The organism is Microbulbifer maximicatervae (SeqCode) (genome assembly GCF_052467325.1).
Map to the genome: position 1 here is coordinate 5,115,171 of NZ_CP174310.1, position 21,396 is coordinate 5,136,566.

A 21,396-nucleotide genomic window follows, 5' to 3' on the forward strand; every position below is an offset into this window, starting at 1 on the left:
AGGTGGCTTTGTGCGCCTCCCCTTTTGTGAGTGAAAGGAAAGCGCAGTGGCTCAAGAGAAGATAAGCACACTGCAATTGAGGTAGGCATCAACATGCACGAAAGTACCATGGAGCAGCTGTGGCGTAGCTCCCATATCTCCGGGGGCAATGCTGCCTACGTGGAGGAGCTTTACGAGACCTATCTGCACGACCCCAACGGTGTCCCCGAGGAGTGGCGCAATTATTTCGATAGCCTCCCCCGCGTTGAGGGCAGCAGCGATGTTTCCCACGCCGCTGTTCGCCAGCACTTTGAGCTGCTCAGCAAACACCGCGCGCGCCCGGTGGCCGCTCCCGGTGCGGCCGGCTCTGCCAATATTGAGCACGAGCGCAAGCAGATTAAAGTTCTGCAACTGATCGATTCCTACCGCCATCGCGGCCATAAAAAAGCGACCCTCGACCCCCTGGGCTTGATGGCTCGCGAACAGGTGCCCGACCTGCAACTGAGCTACCACGGCCTGACTGAGGGTGATTTCGATACCACCTTCAATACCGGTAGCCTGTTCCTCGGTAAAGAAGAGGCGACCCTGCGTGAAATCGTCGAGGGTCTGGAGAATACCTACTGTGGCAATCTGGGTGCGGAGATCATGCATCTCTCCAACCTGGAAGAGCAGCAGTGGTTCCAGCAGCGCCTTGAGCGCAGCCAGTCTAAAGCTAACTTCGGCACCGACATCCAGATTGAAATCCTGCAGCGTCTTTCCGCCGCTGAAGGCCTGGAGCGCCACTTGGATTCCAAGTACCCCGGCACCAAGCGCTTCGGTGTAGAGGGTGGTGAGAGCCTGATCCCGATGATGGACGCCCTGATCCGTCGCTCCGGCACCTACGGGGTGAAGGAAGTGGTGATCGGTATGGCCCACCGCGGCCGCCTGAATACCCTGGTCAATATCCTCGGTAAAAACCCTGCGGATCTGTTCCAGGAGTTTGAAGGCAAGAAGACCCTCGATACTTCCGGTGACGTGAAGTACCACCAGGGCTTCTCCTCCAACGTGATGACTCCCGGTGGGGAAGTGCACCTGGCCCTGGCCTTTAACCCGTCGCACCTGGAAATCAGTGCGCCTGTGGTAGTGGGTTCCGTACGTGCCCGCCAGGATCGCCGCAAAGATGCGACCGGTGAGAAAGTAATGCCGATCAACATCCATGGCGACGCAGCTTTTGCCGGCCAGGGTGTGGTGCAGGAAACCCTACAGATGTCCCAGACCCGCGGTTACTACACCGGCGGTACTGTGCACATCGTACTGAACAACCAGGTGGGCTTTACCACCAGCAAGCGCGAAGATGCCCGCTCCACCGAGTACTCCACCGATCCCGCTAAGATGATCGATGCGCCGGTGCTGCACGTAAATGGCGATGACCCGGAAATGGTCGTATTGGCCGCGCTGCTGGCGGTGGACTACCGCTACGAATTTAAGAAAGATATCGTTATCGACCTGGTCTGCTACCGTCGTCGCGGCCACAACGAGACCGATGACCCCTCTGGTACCCAGCCGCTGATGTACCAGACTATCCGCAAGCACAAGACTACCCGCACGCTCTATTCCGAGAAGCTGGTGGGCGAGGGCATCCTGGACAAGGTTGCCGCAGACAAGCTGGCCAACGACTACCGCGACAAGCTGGATGCCGGTGAAGACGTTGCTACCGGTCTTGTGAAGAAGCCGGACTCCTCCATGTTTGTGGACTGGAGCCCCTACCTGGGCCACGACTGGCAGGTGCCTGCAGATACCGGCTACGCGCTGCCGAAGCTGCAGGATGTCGCCACTCGCATGACCAACGTGCCCGATGGCGTGGTAATGCAGCGCCAGGTCTCCAAAATTTATGAAGACCGCCGCAAAATGGCCGGTGGCGCCCTGCCTCTGAACTGGGGTATGGCGGAAACCCTGGCTTACGGTACTCTGCTGGAAGAGGGCTTTATGGTCCGCTTTACCGGTGAAGACGTGGGTCGCGGTACCTTCTCCCATCGCCACGCGGTAGTTCACAGCCAGAAAGACGGTCAGAGCTATGTGCCTTTGCAGCACATGTTTGAAGACCAGCCGCCTTTCTATATCTACGACTCGCTGCTGTCCGAAGAGGCGGTGTTGGCGTTTGAATACGGCTACGCCACCACGACACCAAAGTCCCTGGTGGTGTGGGAAGCCCAGTTTGGTGACTTCGCCAACGGTGCCCAGGTTGTGATCGACCAGTTCATCACTTCCGGTGAGCACAAGTGGGGCCGTATGTGCGGCCTGGTAATGCTGTTGCCGCACGGTTACGAAGGCCAGGGCCCGGAGCACTCCTCTGCGCGTCTTGAGCGCTTTATGCAGCTGTGTGCGGAGCACAATATCCAGGTGTGTAATGCCACTACCCCGGCACAGATCTTCCACCTGCTGCGTCGCCAGGCTGTGCGCCCAATGCGCCGTCCTCTGGTGATTATGAGTCCAAAGTGGATTTTGCGTCACAAGTTGGCCACCTCCAGCCTGGAAGAGCTGGCAGAAGGTCGCTTCCACAACGTGATCCAGGACCAGGGTGTGGATCCAGACAAAGTGAAGCGTGTGGTTCTGTGTTCCGGCAAGGTTTACTACCACCTGCTGGAAGCCCGTATGGAGCGCGAACAGGAAGATGTGGCGTTCGTACGAATCGAGCAGCTGTACCCATTCCCGGATGAAGAGTTTGTGGAAGCGGTTTCCGCATTCAAGAAGATCAAGAGTGTTGCCTGGTGTCAGGAAGAGCCCATGAACCAGGGCGCCTGGTACTCCAGTCAGCACCACTTGCGTCGCCTGTTGTCGGAAACCCACCCGAAGCTGGATCTGGAATATGTGGGCCGCGCCCCATCCGCAGCACCTGCGGCGGGCTATATGTCCACGCACCTTGAAGAACAGAATAAGTTCATCAACGAGGCGCTGACCGTCAAATAACCGGCGGCAGTAATAAGTGAAGAGTCAATCTCAGGAAACAGAAAAAATGACGATCGAGATTAAAGCGCCAACTTTCCCTGAATCAGTTCAGGACGGAACTGTCGCCACCTGGCATAAACAACCTGGTGAAGCTGTGTCCCGCGATGAACTGATCGTGGATATCGAAACCGATAAAGTTGTGCTGGAAGTTGTTGCACCTGCCGATGGTGCCCTGACTGAAATCATCAAGGGTGAGGGCGATACCGTTCTCTCCAATGAGGTGATTGCCAAGTTTGAAGCGGGCGCTGGCGCAGCTGCTGCCCCGGCGGAAGAAAAAGCAGAAGCTCCGGCTGCCGAAGCCGCAGCTCCTGCGGCTGGCGACAAAATTGCCATGCCATCTGCCAAGAAAATGGCTGCTGAGAAGGGCGTAGACCTGGCCGGTGTTGAAGGCACTGGCAAAGGTGGTCGCGTTCTCAAGGAAGACGTAATGAAAGCGGGCACTGCGCCGGCTGCCGCTGCTGCACCTGCCGCCGCTGTTGCTGAAGTTGCGGTTGCTCCGGGTGAGCGCGTAGAGAAGCGTGTTCCTATGACCCGTATGCGCAAGCGTATCGCTGAGCGCCTGCTGGACGCTTCCCAGTCCACCGCCATGCTCACCACCTTTAACGAGGTGAACATGAAGCCGATTATGGACCTGCGCAAGAACTACAAAGACCTGTTCGAGAAGACCCACAACGGTACTCGCCTGGGCTTTATGGGCTTCTTCGTAAAAGCTGCAGTAGAAGCGCTGAAGCGTTACACCGCAGTGAATGCGTCTATCGACGGCAACGATATCGTTTACCACGGTTACCAGGATATCGGTGTAGCGGTTTCCTCTCCGAAAGGCTTGGTTGTGCCGATTCTGCGCAACGCGGAGAACATGGGCCTGGCGGATATGGAAAACAATATCCGTGATCTGGGTGTTCGCGCCCGCGATGGCAAACTGTCTATCGAAGAGATGACTGGCGGTACCTTCACCATCACCAACGGTGGTGTATTCGGTTCCCTCCTGTCCACCCCGATTCTGAACCCACCGCAAACTGCAATTCTGGGTATGCACAAAATCCAGGAGCGCCCGATGGCGGTAAATGGCAAGGTGGAAATCCTGCCGATGATGTACCTGGCGCTGTCCTATGACCACCGTCTGATCGACGGTAAGGAAGCGGTTGGCTTCCTGGTAGCGATCAAGGAAATGATCGAAGATCCAGCGCGTATCTTGCTCGAAGTTTAAACAATAAATCTTGGGGCCTGCGGGCCCCCTCGATCACACTGCATTAGAAATATCTGGAACTGATCATGTCCGAAAAATTTGACGTAATCGTAATTGGCTCCGGTCCTGGTGGTTATGTCGCTGCCATCCGTGCCGCTCAGTTGGGCTTGAAAACGGCTTGTATCGAAAAGTGGAAAAACAAGGAAGGTAAATACGTAAATGGCGGTACCTGCCTGAACGTTGGCTGTATTCCTTCCAAGGCACTGCTGGACAGCTCCTGGAAATACCACGAAGCCAAAGATGCTCTCGACGTGCACGGCATTGAAGTCGGCAAGGTCAAGATGGATGTGAGCAAGATGATCGAGCGCAAAGGCGAGATCGTTAAGAAACTGACCGGTGGTGTAGCAGGTCTGTTCACCGCCAATAAAGTGACCTCCATTTTCGGCACCGGCAAACTGCTGGCGAACAAGAAAGTGGAAGTGACCGACGACGAAGGCAACAGCACCGTCTACGAAGCCGAAAACGTCATTCTGGCTTCCGGTTCTGTACCGGTAAATATTCCGCCCGCTCCGGTAGACAACAAAATTATTGTCGATTCCACCGGTGCTCTGGAATTCTCTGAAGCTCCAAAGCGTTTGGGTGTTATCGGTGCCGGTGTTATCGGTCTGGAGCTGGGTTCTGTATGGAACCGCCTGGGCTCCGAAGTGGTTGTTCTGGAAGCGATGGATAAATTCCTGGCGATCATGGACCAACAGGTTGCCAAAGAGTCCCAGAAAATCTTCAAGAAGCAGGGCCTGGATATTCGCCTCGCTTGCCGCGTAACCGGCTCCGAAGTGAAGGGCGAAGAAGTGGTTGTTACTTACCAGGACAAAGATGGTAAAGAGCACCAGGAAACTTTCGACAAGCTGATCGTTTGCGTTGGTCGTCGTCCTTACACCGAAGGCCTTCTGTCTGAAGATGCCGGTGTGAAGATGGACGAGCGTGGATTCATCTATGTCAACGACCTGTGCATGACTTCTGCACCGGGCGTATGGGCGATTGGTGACGTGGTGCGCGGCCCAATGCTGGCACACAAGGCCTCAGAAGAAGGTGTTGTGGTTGCCGAGCGCATCGCTGGCCAGAAGCCGATGATGAACTACGACGTGATCCCCAACGTTATTTACACTCACCCGGAAATCGCTGCGGTTGGCCGCACAGAAGAGCAGGTGAAGGCCGATGGCGAGCCCTACAACGTAGGCAGCTTCCCGTTTGCTATCAACGGCCGCGCTATGGCCGCCAACGATACCCAGGGCTTTGTGAAAATCATTGCTCACGCGGAAACTGACCGCGTACTGGGTGCCCATATTGTTGGCCCGTCTGCCGCAGACCTGGTTCAGCAAGTGGCGATCGCGATGGAATTCGGCTCCAGCGCTGAAGACATCGGTATGACGGTATTTGCGCACCCGACTCTTTCCGAAACTGTGAAAGAAGCGGCGCTGGGCGTGAACGGCCATGCGATTCACACCGTAAATCGCAAGAAGCGCAAGTAAGAATATTTTTCGATTTCGGGGCACTAATTATTGATTAATTAGCGCCCCGGTTTCATTTGTGGAATTTGAAATTTGCAACGACGGAAATTTTAAATTTCTCTTTCAGGTGCAGAGTGATCTGCAATTAGTAAACACATTTTATATGTGAATTGGTATTGACTATGAACTTGCATGAGTATCAGGGCAAACAACTGTTTGCGGAATACGGATTGCCGGTTTCCAAAGGCATTGCAGCGGAAACCCCGGCAGCGGCAGCAGCAGCGGCTGACGAAATTGGCGGTGATAAGTGGGTAGTAAAGGCCCAGGTACACGCTGGTGGCCGCGGTAAGGCTGGCGGTGTAAAGCTGGTAGATTCCAAGGCAGAGATTGAAGAGTTTGCCAAGAAGTGGCTGGGCGAGCGTCTGGTAACTTATCAAACAGACGAAAATGGCCAGCCGGTTTCCCGTATCCTGGTTGAAAGCTGCACTGACATCGATCAAGAACTGTACCTTGGCGCCGTTGTTGACCGCTCCACCCGTCGTATCGTTTTCATGGCTTCCACCGAAGGCGGCGTTGAGATCGAGAAAGTAGCGGAAGAGACTCCAGAAAAAATCCTGAAAGCCACCATCGATCCACTGGTAGGCGCTCAGCCTTACCAGGCGCGCGAGCTGGCTTTCAAACTGGGCCTGAACCCGACTCAGGTTAAGCAGTTCACCAAGATCTTCCTCGGCCTGGCAAAAATGTTCCAGGAAAAAGATCTGGCCCTGCTGGAAATCAACCCGCTGGTAATCACCACCGAAGGCAACCTGCACTGCCTGGACGCCAAAGTGGTAATCGACAGCAACGCGCTGTACCGCCACGCTGACCTGCGCGAAATGCACGATCCTTCCCAGGAAGATTCCCGTGAAGCGCACGCTGCCAAGTTCGACCTGAACTACGTAGCTCTCGATGGCAACATCGGCTGCATGGTAAATGGTGCTGGCCTGGCCATGGGTACCATGGACATCGTAAACCTGCACGGCGGCAAGCCAGCTAACTTCCTGGACGTTGGCGGCGGCGCGACCAAAGAGCGCGTTGTTGAAGCGTTCAAGATCATCCTGTCTGACGAGAACGTAAAAGCCGTACTGATCAACATCTTCGGTGGTATCGTTCGCTGTGACATGATCGCCGAAGGCGTTGTGGGCGCAGTAAAAGAAGTTGGCGTTAAAGTACCGGTTGTTGTACGCCTGGAAGGTAACAACGCAGATCTGGGCGCCAAGGTTCTGAGCGACAGTGGCCTGAACATTATCGCGGCTACCAGTCTGACCGATGCGGCTCAGCAAGTGGTTAAAGCTGCGGAGGGTAAATAATCATGTCAGTATTGATTAACAAAGACACTAAAGTAATCTGCCAGGGCTTCACCGGCTCCCAGGGTACTTTCCACTCCGAGCAAGCGATTGCTTACGGCACCAAGATGGTTGGTGGTGTAACTCCGGGTAAAGGCGGCCAGACTCACCTGGGCCTGCCAGTATTCGACACCGTTAAAGAAGCGGTAGAGAAGACCGGCGCTGAAGCTTCCGTAATCTACGTACCTGCGCCTTTCTGTAAGGATTCCATCCTGGAAGCGGCCAACGCTGGTATCAAGCTGATTGTTTGTATCACCGAAGGTATCCCGACTCTGGATATGCTCGACGCTAAAGTGAAGTGCGATGAGCTGGGCGTGCGCCTGATCGGCCCGAACTGCCCGGGTGTTATCACTCCGGGTGAGTGCAAGATTGGTATTATGCCAGGTCACATCCACAAGCCGGGTAAAGTGGGCATCGTTTCCCGTTCCGGTACCCTGACCTATGAAGCGGTTAAGCAAACCACCGACTACGGCTTTGGCCAGTCCACCTGTGTGGGCATCGGTGGTGACCCCATCCCGGGTTCCAACTTCATCGATATCCTGGAAATGTTCCAGAACGATCCGCAGACCGAAGCAATCGTTATGATCGGTGAGATCGGTGGCACTGCTGAAGAAGAAGCAGCTGCTTACATCAAGGAAAATGTTACCAAGCCTGTAGTTTCCTACATCGCTGGTGTAACTGCTCCTCCCGGCAAGCGTATGGGTCACGCGGGCGCGATTATCTCCGGTGGTAAAGGCACCGCTGACGAGAAGTTCGCTGCTCTGGAAGACGCTGGTGTTAAAACCGTGCGCTCCCTGGCTCAGATCGGCGACGCTCTGAAGGAAATTACTGGCTGGTAAGTAATTGCCAACTTTTAGTTTTCAAAAAAGCCACCCATTGGGTGGCTTTTTTTATGGCTGTATAAAGTCGGGTCAGATTAGGCAGGGTTGCGCTGGGCTCCCCCAGTAAATAGTTTTACCTATCTTTACATTTTCATGGTGTTTACAGTTTTATCTGTTGTTAAGTTTTCTTTTTTTCGCTGAAAGTTGATTTTCATTCTCTCTTCATTTTTTTACTTCTATCTATAAGCCACGTAAGTCTGCGTTTTGTAAGGTTTTTCTTGTAGTTCCTGGTTCTTTTGGTTGTTTGCTGAAAATATTTGAATATTTTTTATTACAGAAATCGATTTTGGTTTTGGTGTTAGGAAAAGGTTTTTTGTGATCTCTTCCCTCTTTTTGTTTTCTCTTTCTGTGGGGTGAATTTTGACTTGCCGAATTTGGTGCGGCAGTGTTGGTTCTCGTTATGGCAGCGAAAATAACTTTTCAGGAGGTGCGTCAGCATGGGGCTAGCTATAGATAAAAATATTCGAAAAATATCCTATAAGATAGACTTTGGTGGATTTTCTTTGGATAGAAATGAAGAGGTAGGTGGGGTTTGGCCGAATGGTGTGGTGAAATATTACGTGCCTTCCAATTTAGATTCCGGTTATGTTAATTCGGTAAAAAAGGCTATATCTCATTGGGAAATTTGCATTTATCGAAAGTTCAGATTTGCAGCGATTAAGTTCCTGCAGGTTGGAGCGGCAGGCCGTGGAGTGGTTACCATTAAGGACGATCGCAGTAGTGCGACAGTAGGGTTTACCAATAAAACCGATCAATATTGTGGTGTAGATTGGAAATCCAATAGAGCTGCGATTGCCTCCCTTCCCCATGAAATCGGTCATACACTGGGTTTGGCCCACGAACACATGCGTGCCGATGCACCTCTGTCAGTGAAGAACACACTGGACTCCTTGCAAAAGCAAACTCGGGTGCAAACTCTCACCCGGTTTTTAACACACAATTCTGCTTTTGATGGAAATTCAATCATGATGTATGACGACCAGGCAAGGGCACTGGGGATTGTAAAAAACACTCGTGAGGGAGGCTGTAAAATATCGGCTAATCAGGTGAACAGCTCTACCTGGAATCCCAGTGTTGGAGATTTGGATATGCTTTCATATCTCTATGATGGCAATCGCCAGACTCTGCCGAGATCTTTTGCCGGGCCTTTGATATAGCCAAAAGATCGACGGTGCGATGCGGTTATTTGTTTAAAATAAAGATAAGGGAGTTTTGTGCTCCCTTTTTTATGTTGCTGCACGGTGCCGGACTGAGTTTTAGCAACCTCTTTGAAATTCAATTTTATATCTGTTAATCAAGAAAAAAATTTGCTGGGTTTTGCCAGGAAAATATTGCCTTTTCGGTGTAGACGATTATTAACTGTCAGCTCTTAATGTGGTGGATAGAAATTCATTATCGTAAGCTGTAAATCGTGACGTTCTATTGATCTAAATTCTGAAGAATAACTCTAGCTTACCTGTAAAATTTTAGCGGCCAGGGTATAGGTAATAGAGATGCCACGGCTTTTCTAAGTTTCCTTTATCGTCGCTGGTGATATACACGACTTGCCCCCACTCCTATACTGCCGAAAACCAACTGTTTAGGAGCGGATATGACCAGGGCATTGATTGGGGTGATTGGAGGTAGTGGTCTGTACGATATGCCGGGGTTGACTGAGGTGGAGGAGGTCCATATCGACACTCCCTTTGGCAGGACTTCGGATGCCATTGTCTGCGGTAAGCTCGCAGGTGTGCCAGTAGCTTTCCTGGCCCGTCATGGTCGCAATCATCACCTGGTCCCTTCCCAAGTACCTTATCAGGCAAATATCCATGCCCTGCGCCAGCTGGGCGTGCGCTACATCCTATCTCTCTCAGCTGTGGGCTCCCTAGAGGAAGAGGTACGGCCGCTGGATATGTTAATCCCCGATCAGTTCATTGATATGACTCGCCGGCGGCAAAGTACCTTTTTTGGAGATGGTGCGGTTGCCCATGTGTCCATGGCCGATCCTGTATGCCCTGCTGTCGCTGATAGTTTGGCGCGTGCTTTCACGCTGACCCAGGCAGAGCAGCCAATTGAGTTACACCGGGGCGGCAGTTATATCTGTATCGAGGGCCCCCAGTTTTCCACCCGTGCCGAGTCCCACTGGTATCGCAGTATGGGGGCGTCGGTCATCGGTATGACCAATATGCCTGAGGCCAAGTTGGCCCGGGAGGCACAAATTGCCTATGCCACGCTGGCCATGGCTACTGACTACGATTGTTGGCACCCTCGTGAGGAGGCGGTAACCGCAGAGATAGCGATTGCTAATCTTCAGCAAAATGCCGCGCGCGCGCAGCAGATTGCGATGGAAGCTATACGTATTTTAGGCGCTGAGCAACCGGAGTCCTCCGCTCATACAGCACTGTTGAGCGGTCTGGTGACTCCGCTCGAAGCTATGCCTGAGGAGACACAAGCTGTAATAAAACCACTGCTTGCTCCGACAGAACCAGAGCTTGAAGAAATGGAGCAGTGATATCGATGCGTGAGACCTTACCCCTGCTGGAGCTATCGGACTTCCCCTCTCTGCACCGGGGGGCCATTGAGACCTTGCAGGTCAATATTGGCTACCGTTGTAATCAGCGCTGTTTACACTGCCACGTCAATGCTGGGCCTAATCGAACCGAGATGATGTCGGACGAAAATTTGGCGCTGTTATTGGAGGTTCTCACGGTCCGTAAACCCCGTGTGCTGGATGTGACTGGTGGGGCCCCGGAATTGCACTGGGGCTTTCGATCCCTTGTAAGAGGGGCGCGTGAGCGAGGAGTACATGTAATAGATCGCTGCAACCTGACAGTTCTTTTTGAGCCGGGCCAGGAAGATACCGCAGAATTCCTCGCTGAAAACCAGGTTGAGGTCGTTGCCTCCCTGCCGTGTTACTCAATCGATAATGTTGATAAGCAACGAGGTAAAGGGGTATTCGATAAGAGTATTGCCGCGCTACAAAAATTAAATGCATTGGGCTACGGCAAGCCCGGCAGTGGCCTAGAGCTCAACTTGGTCTATAACCCCCAGGGACCCTTTTTACCCCCGGAGCAAAGTGCTTTGGAGGCGGACTACCGAAGAGAGTTGGCGAACCACTTCTCCATTAAATTTAATCATTTGTTCGCTCTCGCCAATATGCCAATCAAGCGTTTTGGTTCCATGTTGGTTTCCAAGGGGCAGTTTCACGATTATATGGCGCTACTTAAAGACAGTTACAGTGCGGATAATCTCGCTGATGTTATGTGTCGTAGCTTGGTTAGTGTCGATTGGCAGGGAAACCTATTTGATTGCGATTTTAACCAACAACTCAACATGCCTATTCCCGGCCGATTACATTTGCGAGATTTAATCGAGATAGATCTAAAGGGGGCGGCAATTTGCGTTGCAGATCACTGTTACGGTTGTACAGCCGGGCAGGGAAGTAGTTGTGGTGGGGCTCTCTAGCTTTCTGTTAAGGCAGATGGAACCTGAAAACGATGAGTAAAAAAATCCTGCTGGTAGCCGCTATTGTCGTATTGGTGGTGGCTTTCTACGTGCTTGATCTGCACCACTGGTTGAGCCTGGAAAAGTTAAAGGATGGAGCGGAGGACTTTAAGCGCTGGCAGATGTCGTCGCCGCTTTTAGTCGGGTTTTTGTTTCTGATCTTCTATATTTTGGTGACTGGCTTATCACTTCCCGGGGCAGCAATTCTAACTATTGCAGCCGGCGCATTGTTCGGTCTTTTCTGGGGTACTGTAATCGTTTCGTTTGCTTCCAGTATCGGTGCCACCCTGGCCTTTTTAATGGCTCGATATTTATTCCGGGACTATATTCAGGGGCGTTTCTCAGAGCGGCTTCAAGTCGTCAATAAGGGAATTGAGCGGGAGGGGGCATTTTACCTTTTTGCGCTGCGATTGGTGCCGGCTTTCCCTTTTTTCTTAATTAATATCCTGATGGGGCTCACCCATATTAAAGCCTGGACTTTCTACTGGGTTAGCCAGCTCGGAATGCTGGCGGGTACGATAGTTTACGTAAATGCCGGCACCCAGTTGATGAGAGTGGAAAATCTCAAGGATATTTTATCTTTGCCACTGTTATTGTCTTTTGTTCTATTGGGTGTGTTTCCCTTAATTGCAAAATATGCGCTCAACTGGCTTAAGCGCAGGCGTCAGGCCGGGTGATCGATTTATGCAGAAACCTAAGAAGTTTGATCGTAACTTAATTGTTATTGGTGGTGGTGCGGCGGGCTTGGTCACGGCTTATATCTCTGCGGCGGTTAAAGCAAAAGTTACTCTGATCGAAGCGGGTAAAATGGGTGGTGATTGTCTCAATACCGGCTGTGTACCCAGCAAAGCATTGATTATGTGCGCGCGGCAGGCCCATAGGGCGCGATGTGCAAGTGAGTTTGGCGTTATTCTTCAAGAGCCCGTAATTGATTTTCCCCGGGTTATGCAGCATGTCAGAGAATCAATTCAAGCAATCGAACCCAACGATAGTGTTGAGCGCTATACCGAGCTTGGGGTTGAAGTACTACAGGGAACCGCAGAGTTGGTAGACCCCTGGACGGTGAAGACCTGTCTAAACGGTAGGGGAGAGCAAATACTGACGGCGAGAGCTATTGTATTGGCTACCGGCGCTGAGCCGAGTGCCCCGCCGTTTCCCGGACTCGATCAAGTGAATTACCTCACAAGCGATACCTTGTGGGATCGCTTTACCCAGCTACAAGCTCCGCCCCGCCGACTGGTGTTGTTAGGTGGCGGGGCAATAGGTTGTGAGCTGGCACAAGCATTGGTCCGGCTCGGTTCGCAAGTCGTCTTGGTGGAGAGATCCGATACTATATTACCGGAGCTTGATACGGAAGTATCCGCAGCCGTAACTGAGGCGCTCACCCGCGATGGTGTAGAAATATTAACAGATCATGAAGCCGTTGAATTTGAGGGTAGTCCTGAACGAAACGGTGGAACCCTAATTGTTCAGAATAAGGGCAATAAGGTTAGGTTGGAGTTTGATGAAGTAATTCTGGCGCTGGGTAGAAAAGCGAAATTGGCAGGTCTTGGGCTTGAAAACTTGGGCTTGCAGGAAAGTGGCAGGCTTCAATTGGATGGATACCTGCGTACAACCTATCCCCATATTCTTGCTGCAGGGGATGTTGCCGGACCTTATCAGTTTACCCATATGGCCTCCCACCAGGCCTGGTATGCAGCGGTGAATGCACTTTTTGGTGATCTCAAAAAATTTGCCGTAGATTATTCATTAGTTCCCAGTGCTGTATTTGTTGATCCTGAGGTGGCCAGTGTTGGCCTTTCTGAGGAGGCCGCTCGTAAACAGAATGTTAATTACGAGATAACCCGCTACGATCTCGAACATTTAGATCGAGCGATTGTCGATGGTGCGCGCCGGGGTTTTGTGAAAGTACTCACGGTGCCGGGGAAAGATAAAATACTCGGTGTTTCCATTGTCGGTGAGAATGCAGCGGAATTAATTGCGGAGTTTATTTTGGCGATGAAACATGGGCTGGGATTGAATAAGATTCTCTCAACGATTCATATCTACCCCACTATGAGTGAAGCCAATAAATTTGTCGCGGGAAATTGGAAACGTGCTCACGCACCAGCAGCTATTTTACGTTTCTTAGAGGTTTTTAACCGCTGGAGGCGCAACTAATGCAATTCAGTGTGATAGTCCCTCTATTAAATGAAAAGGAACAAATAGCCTCTTTACTGGAGCACTTGCAGCAATTGAACGCGCAGGAAGATTGTGAGGTTATTGTCGTAGACGGCGGCAGTACCGATGGTAGTGTTGAGATCCTAGAGCAGTCTGATTTGCAGCTGGTCCACGCCACTCGGGGTAGGGCGGTTCAGATGAATGCCGGTGCGTTAATGGCTAAAGGTCAGTGGTTATTGTTTTTGCATGCCGATAGCCGCCTGCCGGCAGATGCCTTCAAGTCCATCACGAACCTCGAAAAGGAGAATGCTCACTGGGGGCGTTTTAATATTCAAATTGTCGGACACAGTTTTTGGTTTCCCTTGATTGCGACTCTAGTTAATTTACGCTCTCGTTTTAGTGGTATTGCTACAGGGGATCAGGCCATTTTTGTGCGCCGTGGTTTGTTCGAAGCTATCGGTAGATTTCCTGCGCAGCCGTTGATGGAAGATATTGAGCTGAGTCGTCGTTTGCGCAGTTATTACTGGCCCTATTGTTCTCGGGAAAAAGTAGAAACCTCAGGGCGTCGCTGGGAAAAGTACGGCGTATTGAGAACTATTTTATTGATGTGGCGATTGCGTTTTGATTACTGGCGGGGCGTATCAGCAGAGAGTTTGGCAAAGCGCTATGAGTAGTTTTCTATTGCCGCCCATGCGTCTTGTAGTGATGGCTAAGGCTCCATTGCCAGGGTATGCAAAAACTCGGCTAACTCCTACTTTGGGAGAGAAGGGCGCAGCCGCTCTCGCATTACAGTTATTACAGGGTACATTGGCAGAAGCGGTTAAGGCGGATCTGGGCCCTGTCGAGCTCCATGTTGCGCCTAACTCCAGGCACCCTTTCTGGCAGGAGTTCAAGTTGCCTCAGGGGGTAAAGCTTTACAGCCAGTCAGAAGGTAATCTCGGTCAGCGCTTGTGGCGGGCTGCAAAAAGTTCCTACGCCGCTGGCCAGGGGCTCTTTTTGATGGGGACAGATTGCCCGGCATTAAATGCAGAAAGACTCCGAGCCGCAGCTGTGGCGCTAGTGCACACGGACTCTGTAATGTATCCCGCAAATGATGGTGGCTACACCCTATTGGGCTTGAAGTACCTGCATTCTCGCTTGTTTGAAGATATATGTTGGAGCACTGAAGTCGTTGCCCAGCAAACCCTGGAGCGATTACTGGAATGTGACATGCAGTGTCAGCAATTGGATGTGCTTGCGGATATTGATGAACCTGAGGATTTGCAGTTTTTACCTAGAGCTCTTTCGAGGAGTCTGGCAGATTTTCGGGAAGCAGATTAAAAGCAATCGAGAGTAAGGAGTATTTCTAGCTTGAACCAGGAAGTGCTGGCTCTAGGAATATAACTTCCCGCGTGACCTGCCAGCGCCCATCTTCATACACCAAATCGATCGCCAGTTTTAACAGTTGCTCCTGGCCAGCCAAATTATTTTTTCGCGAGAAGATCACTAAAGCACTGCTTTCATTTGCCACTATGTGGTGAATTTTTTTCCAGTCGTTGAGAGGTAGTTCACCCGCGTCACGCTTGGCTTTAAACATATTGATGAAGGCCGTTTTGTCTGCCACTGTGACCCGGTCCGAAGGATCTAGTATGAAGACCTGCATTTCCCGGTGGTAAACACTTTCTAGTTCGTCTTCCCTGCAGTACACCCCGGCCTGCACGAGGTAGTCAATAAACTGCTCGATCTCTCTTACCGTATCTGGATTATCCATCGCTCAGGTACTCCAACCGGGACCAGATGAATATAGATTAAGGTGGAGACATTTGGGGCTTTCTTCGGCCAGGTTAAGCTGGCCTAGAGGGGGATTAGAGAGCGGGGGCGGCGCTGGCTTCGGAATTCACTGCGCTGTTCTCAGCAAGGATCCCACCGTTTTCATCATTGGCTGCGGCCAGTCGTTGTTCCTCGATGCGGCTACTCCAGCTCAGCAGGGCTTGATAGTGGCGGATATTCTGTACATAAGTCACCGGCTCCCAGCCTCGGGCATAGCCGTGTTTGGTGGTCTTGTAATACTGACGCTTGGCCAGAAGGGGCAGGTGTTCGCGTACATCGGGCCAAAGATCTGGATTGCCGCCCATTCGTTCTGTCAGTACCCGGGCATCCTCAAGGTGGCCATAGCCTACGTTGTAGGCAGCCAGGGCCATCCAGGTTCTGTCGGGCTCGCGAATGCGATTCGGCAGTTTGTTGCGGATTTGTACGATATAGCGGGCACCACCCTCAATGCTCTCTTCGGGGTTTAGGCGGTTTACACCGAGATCTTTTGCGGTGTTCAGAGTCAGCATCATCAGGCCTCGCACGCCGGTGCGAGAGCGGGCACGCGGATTCCAATAGGACTCCTGGTAGCTGAGGGCTGCTAGCAGGTGCCAGTCGAGGTCATATTGGTCGGCAACCTTTTGCATGGTGCCGCGCCACTGGGGCAGGCGCTCGCGGCTGCGCTTGGCAAAGGCCTTGGCGCCGCCCACATTTAGGTCGCTGACGTGGCCGAAAAATTCTTCCCGCAACTGGGCAATCATGCCATTGGTATTGGCGCGCAACATAAAGCGGCGTGCACTGCGATAGAGGCTGTCGTCATCACTTTGTGGGAAGGCCCAGGAAACTGGCTGGAACTGGGTGAGGTTGAACGCAACCGCAGTGTTTGGGTAAAGGCCGCGGTGAACTGCATAGGCGTTGGAATCGACAATTGCATAATTGTATTTTCCTTCCTGCACCATCTCCACCAATTCCATGGCGTCCACGTCGGAAACTTCCTCCCAATCCAACTCGGTATAGCGGGCGGAGAGTTTCTTCATTTCTTCTGCGTGCGCGCTACCTGCGATGACGGCGACCTTTTTTCCTTCGAGATCGCTAGTTTTGCGCGGCCGCTGTTCGCCAACTCGGTAGATAACCTGTTGGCGAATTTCAAAATAGGATGGGGTAAAGCGGACTTGTTCGCGACGCTCTGGAGTTACCGTGAGGCCGGCAGCTGCGAAGTGCGCGCCACCCTCCGGGTCGCGCAGCTGGTCGAACATTTCGTCCAGATCGTGCACGTCGCGAATTACCAATTTCACCCCCAGCTCTTCAGCAAATGCACGCAGCATGCCGTATTCAAAGCCGGTCGGGTTGCCGGAGGCGTCTTCGTAATAAGTGGTGGGGCCGTTTTGTGACAGGACAACCAATTCACCGGTGGCTTTGACACGCTCGAGCGTATTTGGTGCTTTACTGGCAACCAGCAGGGAGGCGCAGCAGGACAAGGCGATCCCTTTGCACACGCGGCGGACGTAGCGCAGCATACGGCTTTTCATCATCATAGGCTGTCCTCTCTAGCTAGTCCGTTGGTTTATTTGCTGTTGTGCCTAAGGCCCTGTATGTCGATTTCGCTCTCAAATACGAAGGCAAAATTTGACGCAGTCCGCCAATTTTACATTATTTGACGACAATCTGCCCAGTTTGTCTTTTGAACACTGTGATCTGCGCGCTTGCAAAGCATTACAGACTTAGGTAGGCGAGCCTGGCTTTGATACAAAGTTGGTTTATTTACAGCCAAGCTTGCTGGTCTTTTGAACATTCAGGTTACTAATTAGTTCATGTGTACCCAAGTGTCGGGCGGGTGTGTTGGAGTAGCGATGCTTCAGGTACAATTGCGCCTCTCAAATTTCCGGGGCCTTGTGCGAAATCCCATTCGCGCAATCTTTCTCATTTAGACAAGAGGCTATCTCCCGCAATGTTAGTTCTGCGTGGTGCTCCTGCACTGTCGAAATTCCGCCATAAAAACCTGCTCAATCAACTGCGCGCGCTGCAACCGACCATCGACGATCTCTACGCTGAGTTCGTTCACTTTGCAGACAGCGACTCACTGGATAACCAGGAGATGGCCCTGCTGGAGCGATTGCTCCAATACGGCCCAACCGAGGAAAAACACGAGCCGAAAGGCGAGTTGATCCTGGTAGTGCCGCGTCCGGGCACAATTTCTCCCTGGTCTTCCAAGGCTACTGACATTGCTCATAACACTGGCCTGAACAAAGTTCATCGCCTGGAGCGTGGCATCGCCTACTACGTTACCGGTGTCGAGTTAACCGAAGCTGAACGCCTTGTGTTGGCCTCCCGCTTACACGATCGTATGGTTGAAGCGGTATTCACCGATTTTGCTCAAGCTGAGCAATTATTTGTAGAAGAAGCGCCGCGCCCGTTGCGCGGTGTGGATATTCTCGAGGGCGGTCGCGAAGCTCTGGAAGATGCCAATGTCACCTTGGGCTTGGCCTTGGCCGAAGATGAGATTGATTACCTGCTCACCAGTTTCCAAGAGCTGGAGCGCAATCCCACAGATGTAGAGCTGATGATGTTTGCCCAGGCAAACTCCGAGCACTGCCGCCACAAGATCTTCAATGCCTCCTGGACCATCGACGGCGAAGAAATGCCGCACTCCCTGTTCGGCATGATCAAGAATACCTACCAGAGGGGGGGGGACAATGTGTTGTCCGCCTATGCGGATAATGCAGCCGTCGTTACTGGTAGCGAAGCGGGGCGTTTCTACCCGGATCCTGACAGCAAGGAATACGGTTTCAGCACTGAAGCCATTCATCTGCTGATGAAAGTGGAAACCCACAATCATCCTACCGCGATTGCTCCTTTCTCCGGTGCTGGTACCGGGGCCGGTGGTGAAATTCGTGATGAAGGTGCAGTTGGCCGTGGCTCCAAACCAAAAGTGGGCCTGACCGGTTTTACGGTTTCCAACTTGCGCATTCCCGGCTGGGAGCAGCCTTGGGAAGCCAACTATGGCAAGCCTGAGCGTATTGTTACCGCTCTGGATATTATGATCGAAGGCCCGATCGGTGGTGCAGCATTTAACAATGAGTTTGGCCGCCCGAATATCTGCGGTTACTTCCGTACCTTTGAAGAAAATTTCGATGGCGAGCGTCGCGGCTATCACAAGCCGATCATGTTGGCTGGTGGTTACGGCAATATCCGCGAAGAGCATGTAGACAAGCCCGAGTTTTCCCCTGGCGCCAAACTGGTAGTGCTGGGTGGCCCGGCGATGTTGATTGGCCTCGGTGGTGGTGCAGCCTCCAGTATGGCCAGCGGCTCCAGCTCTGAAGATCTGGATTTCGCTTCAGTACAGCGCCAAAACCCGGAAATCGAGCGTCGCTGCCAAGAGGTGATCGACCAGTGCTGGCAGTTGGGTGAGAGCAACCCCATTGCCTTTATCCACGATGTGGGTGCGGGCGGTTTGTCCAATGCTTTCCCCGAGTTGGTGAAAGATGGCGGTACCGGCGGTAATTTTGAACTGCGCAATGTGCCCTGTGATGAGCCGGGTATGAGCCCGCTGGAAATTTGGTGTAACGAGTCCCAGGAGCGCTATGTACTGGCAGTGATGCCGGAAGATCTGGAGCGCTTCGAGCAAATCTGTGAGCGTGAGCGCACGCCTTACGCCGTTGTCGGTGAAGCTACCGAAGACAAGCACCTGCTGTTAAATGACAAGCAATTCGAATCCAAGCCAGTAGACCTGCCGATGTCGGTGTTGTTCGGCAAGCCGCCGCGCATGCACCGTGAAGCAGAAACTCGCCAGGTGGAAAGTAAGGCATTTTCCACAGTAGATATCGACCTGAATGAAGCGGCTGAGCGGGTGCTGCGCCTGCCCACAGTGGCTAGCAAGAGCTTCCTGATCACTATCGGTGACCGCACTGTAACCGGTCAGGTTTCCCGCGATCAGATGGTCGGTCCCTGGCAGGTGCCGGTGGCCGATTGCGCGGTAACTACCGTTGCCTATGACAGCTACGCCGGCGAAGCCATGTCTATGGGGGAGCGCACCCCGGTGGCATTGCTGGATGCACCGGCCTCGGGCCGCCTGGCAGTGGGTGAGGCAATTACCAATATCGCCTGTACCCCAGTGAAGCAACTGTCCGATATCAAACTCTCCGCCAACTGGATGTGTGCAGCGGGCCATCCGGGTGAAGAGGAAAAACTTTATCGAACCGTAGAAGCGGTGGGTATGGAGTTGTGTCCTGAATTGGGCATTACCATCCCGGTGGGTAAAGACTCCATGTCTATGCGCACTGCCTGGGAGGAAGAGGGCGAGCAGAAATCGGTTACTGCACCGCTGTCTCTGGTAATTTCTGCCTTTACTCCGGTAACTGATGTCCGCAAGACAGTGACACCGCAGCTGCGCACCGATAAAGGTGAGAGTGAGTTACTGTTTATCGATCTGGGTGCCGGCAAAAATCGCTTGGGCGGCTCCTGTCTGGCGCAGGTCTACAACGAGCTGGGTGACAAGCCCGCAGACATGGACGATGCCAAGAAGCTGAAAGGTTTCTTCGAGGTGGTACAGCAGGCTCTGAATGAAGACCTGATCATGGCCTACCACGACCGCGCCGACGGCGGTCTGTTTACAACCCTGGCGGAAATGGGCTTTGCCGGCCGCGTGGGTATGGATGTGGAAATCTACGAATTGGGTGAAGACCCGATTGCGGCGCTGTTCAGTGAAGAGCTGGGTGCGGTATTACAGGTTCCCGCCTGTGAAGCGGATATGCTGGTACAGCGCTTTGCCGCTGTGGGTGTACCCACCCACAAGATCGGTTACCTGAACAATAACGAACACCTGTGCATCACCAATAACGGTGTTGAAATCTTCAAGCGCTCTCGCGCTGAATTGCAGCAGATCTGGTCAGAGACCAGCTTCCGTATCCAATCCCTGCGCGATAACGCCGAGTGCGCCGAGCAGGAATTTGCTGCAATCGCCAAAGAAGACCCGGGCCTGACAGTAAACCTCACGTTCGATATCAACGACGATATCAGCGCACCCTATATCGCTAAAGGTGTTCGCCCGAAAGTTGCTGTACTGCGAGAGCAGGGTGTGAACAGCCAAGTGGAAATGGCGCACTCTTTCCACCGCGCTGGCTTTAACGCTGTCGACGTACATATGAGTGACATCCTGTCTGGCCGTGTAGCGTTGGATGAGTTCAAAGGTTTGGTGGGCTGTGGTGGCTTCTCTTACGGAGACGTACTAGGTGCTGGTGAGGGGTGGGCTAAAACCATCCTGTTTAACGATCGTGCCCGCGATCAGTTTGAGGGCTTCTTCAATCGCAACGATACCTTCGGCTTGGGGGTGTGTAACGGTTGCCAGATGTTCTCAGTGATCAAAGAGCTGATTCCAGGTGCTGATCACTGGCCGCGCTTTGTGCGCAACCTCTCTGAGCAGTATGAAGCGCGCTTCGCACTGGTGGGCATTGAGGACTCACCTTCCGTGTTGTTTAAAGGTATGGCGGGTACTTACATGCCGGTTGCCGTTGCTCATGGTGAGGGGCGAGTGGAGTTTGCTGACCAGCAGGCGCTGGAGAAGTGTGAAGCTTCCGGCACTATCGCGATGCGCTACCTGAATAACAAAGGGGAAATCACCCAAACTTATCCGGCCAACCCCAACGGCTCGGTAAATGGTATTACCTCCCTGAGTTCTGAGGATGGCCGCGTGACTATTATGATGCCGCATCCTGAGCGTGTTGCTCGAGCTGTCAGCAATAGCTGGCATCCAGATGAGTGGAAAGAGGATTCCGGCTGGATGCGCTTGTTCCGCAACGCGCGGGTGTTTGTCGACTAAGACAGGCCATTCCCTCGGCTTTGCCTGCCGAGGTACGCGTAAAGATTGTGGTGGCCGTTTCAGGTCACCACAATCTTTAGTAAAAATAGAAATATTTCTGTAATATTTTTCAGCCCTTTCATTTCCTGGCGTATTTTTTCCCTTCCTTAAAGTAGAAACTTCAGCTACTGCTATACTTAAACGATTATTCGAAATAACGTTTTTGCTATGGTGCAGTTATCTGTTG

Annotated in this window: 15 protein-coding genes; 13 read left to right on the top strand and 2 right to left on the bottom strand. The window is 52.5% G+C overall.

The window, feature by feature from the left end; translation table 11 throughout:
- The first annotated feature begins 93 nt into the window (after positions 1-93).
- The 12 genes from ACJJIE_RS22730 to ACJJIE_RS22785 all read left to right on the top strand — a co-directional run bounded on the left by ACJJIE_RS22730 (position 94) and on the right by ACJJIE_RS22785 (position 14,887).
- Positions 94-2,925 (top strand): 2-oxoglutarate dehydrogenase E1 component, encoded by a 2,832-nt coding sequence (locus ACJJIE_RS22730; RefSeq protein WP_282933821.1) that lies wholly within the window; start codon positions 94-96, stop codon positions 2,923-2,925.
- A 46-nt stretch (positions 2,926-2,971) separates the two neighbouring features.
- Positions 2,972-4,171, top strand: a complete 1,200-nt coding sequence (odhB, locus tag ACJJIE_RS22735; RefSeq protein WP_282933820.1) for a 2-oxoglutarate dehydrogenase complex dihydrolipoyllysine-residue succinyltransferase — start codon at positions 2,972-2,974, stop codon at positions 4,169-4,171.
- A gap of 65 nt (positions 4,172-4,236) precedes the next feature.
- Positions 4,237-5,679 carry a dihydrolipoyl dehydrogenase gene (gene lpdA / locus ACJJIE_RS22740; protein ID WP_444893057.1) on the top strand — a complete coding sequence of 481 codons (1,443 nt, stop codon included), beginning with the start codon at positions 4,237-4,239 and terminating at the stop codon, positions 5,677-5,679.
- 161 nt (positions 5,680-5,840) lie between these two features.
- Entirely contained in the window at positions 5,841-7,007 is a 1,167-nt protein-coding gene (gene sucC / locus ACJJIE_RS22745) for an ADP-forming succinate--CoA ligase subunit beta (protein ID WP_282933818.1), read from the top strand.
- A gap of 2 nt (positions 7,008-7,009) precedes the next feature.
- On the top strand, positions 7,010-7,882 hold the full coding sequence (gene sucD / locus ACJJIE_RS22750; RefSeq protein WP_108734154.1) for a succinate--CoA ligase subunit alpha: 873 nt from the start codon (positions 7,010-7,012) through the stop codon (positions 7,880-7,882).
- Positions 7,883-8,361: 479 nt separating this feature from the next.
- Positions 8,362-9,081, top strand: coding sequence for a M12 family metallopeptidase (locus ACJJIE_RS22755; RefSeq protein WP_444893058.1), 720 nt, complete (start codon positions 8,362-8,364; stop codon positions 9,079-9,081).
- 434 nt (positions 9,082-9,515) lie between these two features.
- A complete protein-coding gene (gene mtnP, locus ACJJIE_RS22760) occupies positions 9,516-10,415 on the top strand; it encodes an S-methyl-5'-thioadenosine phosphorylase (RefSeq protein ID WP_444893059.1) in 900 nt (299 codons plus the stop codon).
- A gap of 5 nt (positions 10,416-10,420) precedes the next feature.
- A complete protein-coding gene (gene arsS / locus ACJJIE_RS22765; RefSeq protein ID WP_444893060.1) occupies positions 10,421-11,368 on the top strand; it encodes an arsenosugar biosynthesis radical SAM (seleno)protein ArsS in 948 nt (315 codons plus the stop codon).
- A 32-nt stretch (positions 11,369-11,400) separates the two neighbouring features.
- Positions 11,401-12,084 (top strand): TVP38/TMEM64 family protein, encoded by a 684-nt coding sequence (locus ACJJIE_RS22770; protein WP_444893061.1) that lies wholly within the window; start codon positions 11,401-11,403, stop codon positions 12,082-12,084.
- Positions 12,085-12,091: 7 nt separating this feature from the next.
- Positions 12,092-13,567, top strand: coding sequence for a dihydrolipoyl dehydrogenase family protein (locus ACJJIE_RS22775; protein WP_444893062.1), 1,476 nt, complete (start codon positions 12,092-12,094; stop codon positions 13,565-13,567).
- Positions 13,567-14,241: a TIGR04283 family arsenosugar biosynthesis glycosyltransferase gene (locus ACJJIE_RS22780; RefSeq protein WP_444893063.1), complete on the top strand. Its 675-nt coding sequence runs from the start codon at positions 13,567-13,569 to the stop codon at positions 14,239-14,241. The genes ACJJIE_RS22775 and ACJJIE_RS22780 overlap by 1 nt, the downstream gene beginning before the upstream one ends.
- Complete coding sequence (locus ACJJIE_RS22785; protein WP_444893064.1) at positions 14,234-14,887, top strand: TIGR04282 family arsenosugar biosynthesis glycosyltransferase; 654 nt, start codon at positions 14,234-14,236, stop codon at positions 14,885-14,887. Before ACJJIE_RS22780 ends, ACJJIE_RS22785 begins: the two co-directional genes overlap by 8 nt.
- A 25-nt stretch (positions 14,888-14,912) precedes the next feature.
- Here the strand turns inward: ACJJIE_RS22785 and ACJJIE_RS22790 are convergent, their stop codons facing one another.
- Both ACJJIE_RS22790 and mltF read right to left on the bottom strand, forming a co-directional pair.
- Positions 14,913-15,317, bottom strand: coding sequence for a hypothetical protein (locus ACJJIE_RS22790; protein WP_444893065.1), 405 nt, complete (start codon positions 15,315-15,317; stop codon positions 14,913-14,915).
- A 94-nt stretch (positions 15,318-15,411) separates the two neighbouring features.
- Positions 15,412-16,890 carry a membrane-bound lytic murein transglycosylase MltF gene (gene mltF, locus ACJJIE_RS22795; protein WP_444893066.1) on the bottom strand — a complete coding sequence of 493 codons (1,479 nt, stop codon included), beginning with the start codon at positions 16,888-16,890 and terminating at the stop codon, positions 15,412-15,414.
- Positions 16,891-17,303: 413 nt separating this feature from the next.
- Here mltF and purL point away from each other — a divergent pair, with 413 nt between their 5' ends.
- On the top strand, positions 17,304-21,170 hold the full coding sequence (purL, locus tag ACJJIE_RS22800; RefSeq protein WP_444893067.1) for a phosphoribosylformylglycinamidine synthase: 3,867 nt from the start codon (positions 17,304-17,306) through the stop codon (positions 21,168-21,170).
- The last annotated feature ends 226 nt before the right edge of the window (positions 21,171-21,396 follow it).

Excerpts from the sequence above, each read along its gene's own strand:
- ACJJIE_RS22730 (WP_282933821.1), top strand. The coding sequence starts at position 94 with ATGCACGAAAGTACCATGGAGCAGCTGTGGCGTAGCTCCCATATCTCC.
- odhB (WP_282933820.1), top strand. The coding sequence starts at position 2,972 with ATGACGATCGAGATTAAAGCGCCAACTTTCCCTGAATCAGTTCAGGAC.
- lpdA (WP_444893057.1), top strand. The coding sequence starts at position 4,237 with ATGTCCGAAAAATTTGACGTAATCGTAATTGGCTCCGGTCCTGGTGGT.
- sucC (WP_282933818.1), top strand. The coding sequence starts at position 5,841 with ATGAACTTGCATGAGTATCAGGGCAAACAACTGTTTGCGGAATACGGA.
- sucD (WP_108734154.1), top strand. The coding sequence starts at position 7,010 with ATGTCAGTATTGATTAACAAAGACACTAAAGTAATCTGCCAGGGCTTC.
- ACJJIE_RS22755 (WP_444893058.1), top strand. The coding sequence starts at position 8,362 with ATGGGGCTAGCTATAGATAAAAATATTCGAAAAATATCCTATAAGATA.
- mtnP (WP_444893059.1), top strand. The coding sequence starts at position 9,516 with ATGACCAGGGCATTGATTGGGGTGATTGGAGGTAGTGGTCTGTACGAT.
- arsS (WP_444893060.1), top strand. The coding sequence starts at position 10,421 with ATGCGTGAGACCTTACCCCTGCTGGAGCTATCGGACTTCCCCTCTCTG.
- ACJJIE_RS22770 (WP_444893061.1), top strand. The coding sequence starts at position 11,401 with ATGAGTAAAAAAATCCTGCTGGTAGCCGCTATTGTCGTATTGGTGGTG.
- ACJJIE_RS22775 (WP_444893062.1), top strand. The coding sequence starts at position 12,092 with ATGCAGAAACCTAAGAAGTTTGATCGTAACTTAATTGTTATTGGTGGT.
- ACJJIE_RS22780 (WP_444893063.1), top strand. The coding sequence starts at position 13,567 with ATGCAATTCAGTGTGATAGTCCCTCTATTAAATGAAAAGGAACAAATA.
- ACJJIE_RS22785 (WP_444893064.1), top strand. The coding sequence starts at position 14,234 with ATGAGTAGTTTTCTATTGCCGCCCATGCGTCTTGTAGTGATGGCTAAG.
- ACJJIE_RS22790 (WP_444893065.1), bottom strand. The coding sequence starts at position 15,317 with ATGGATAATCCAGATACGGTAAGAGAGATCGAGCAGTTTATTGACTAC.
- mltF (WP_444893066.1), bottom strand. The coding sequence starts at position 16,890 with ATGATGATGAAAAGCCGTATGCTGCGCTACGTCCGCCGCGTGTGCAAA.
- purL (WP_444893067.1), top strand. The coding sequence starts at position 17,304 with ATGTTAGTTCTGCGTGGTGCTCCTGCACTGTCGAAATTCCGCCATAAA.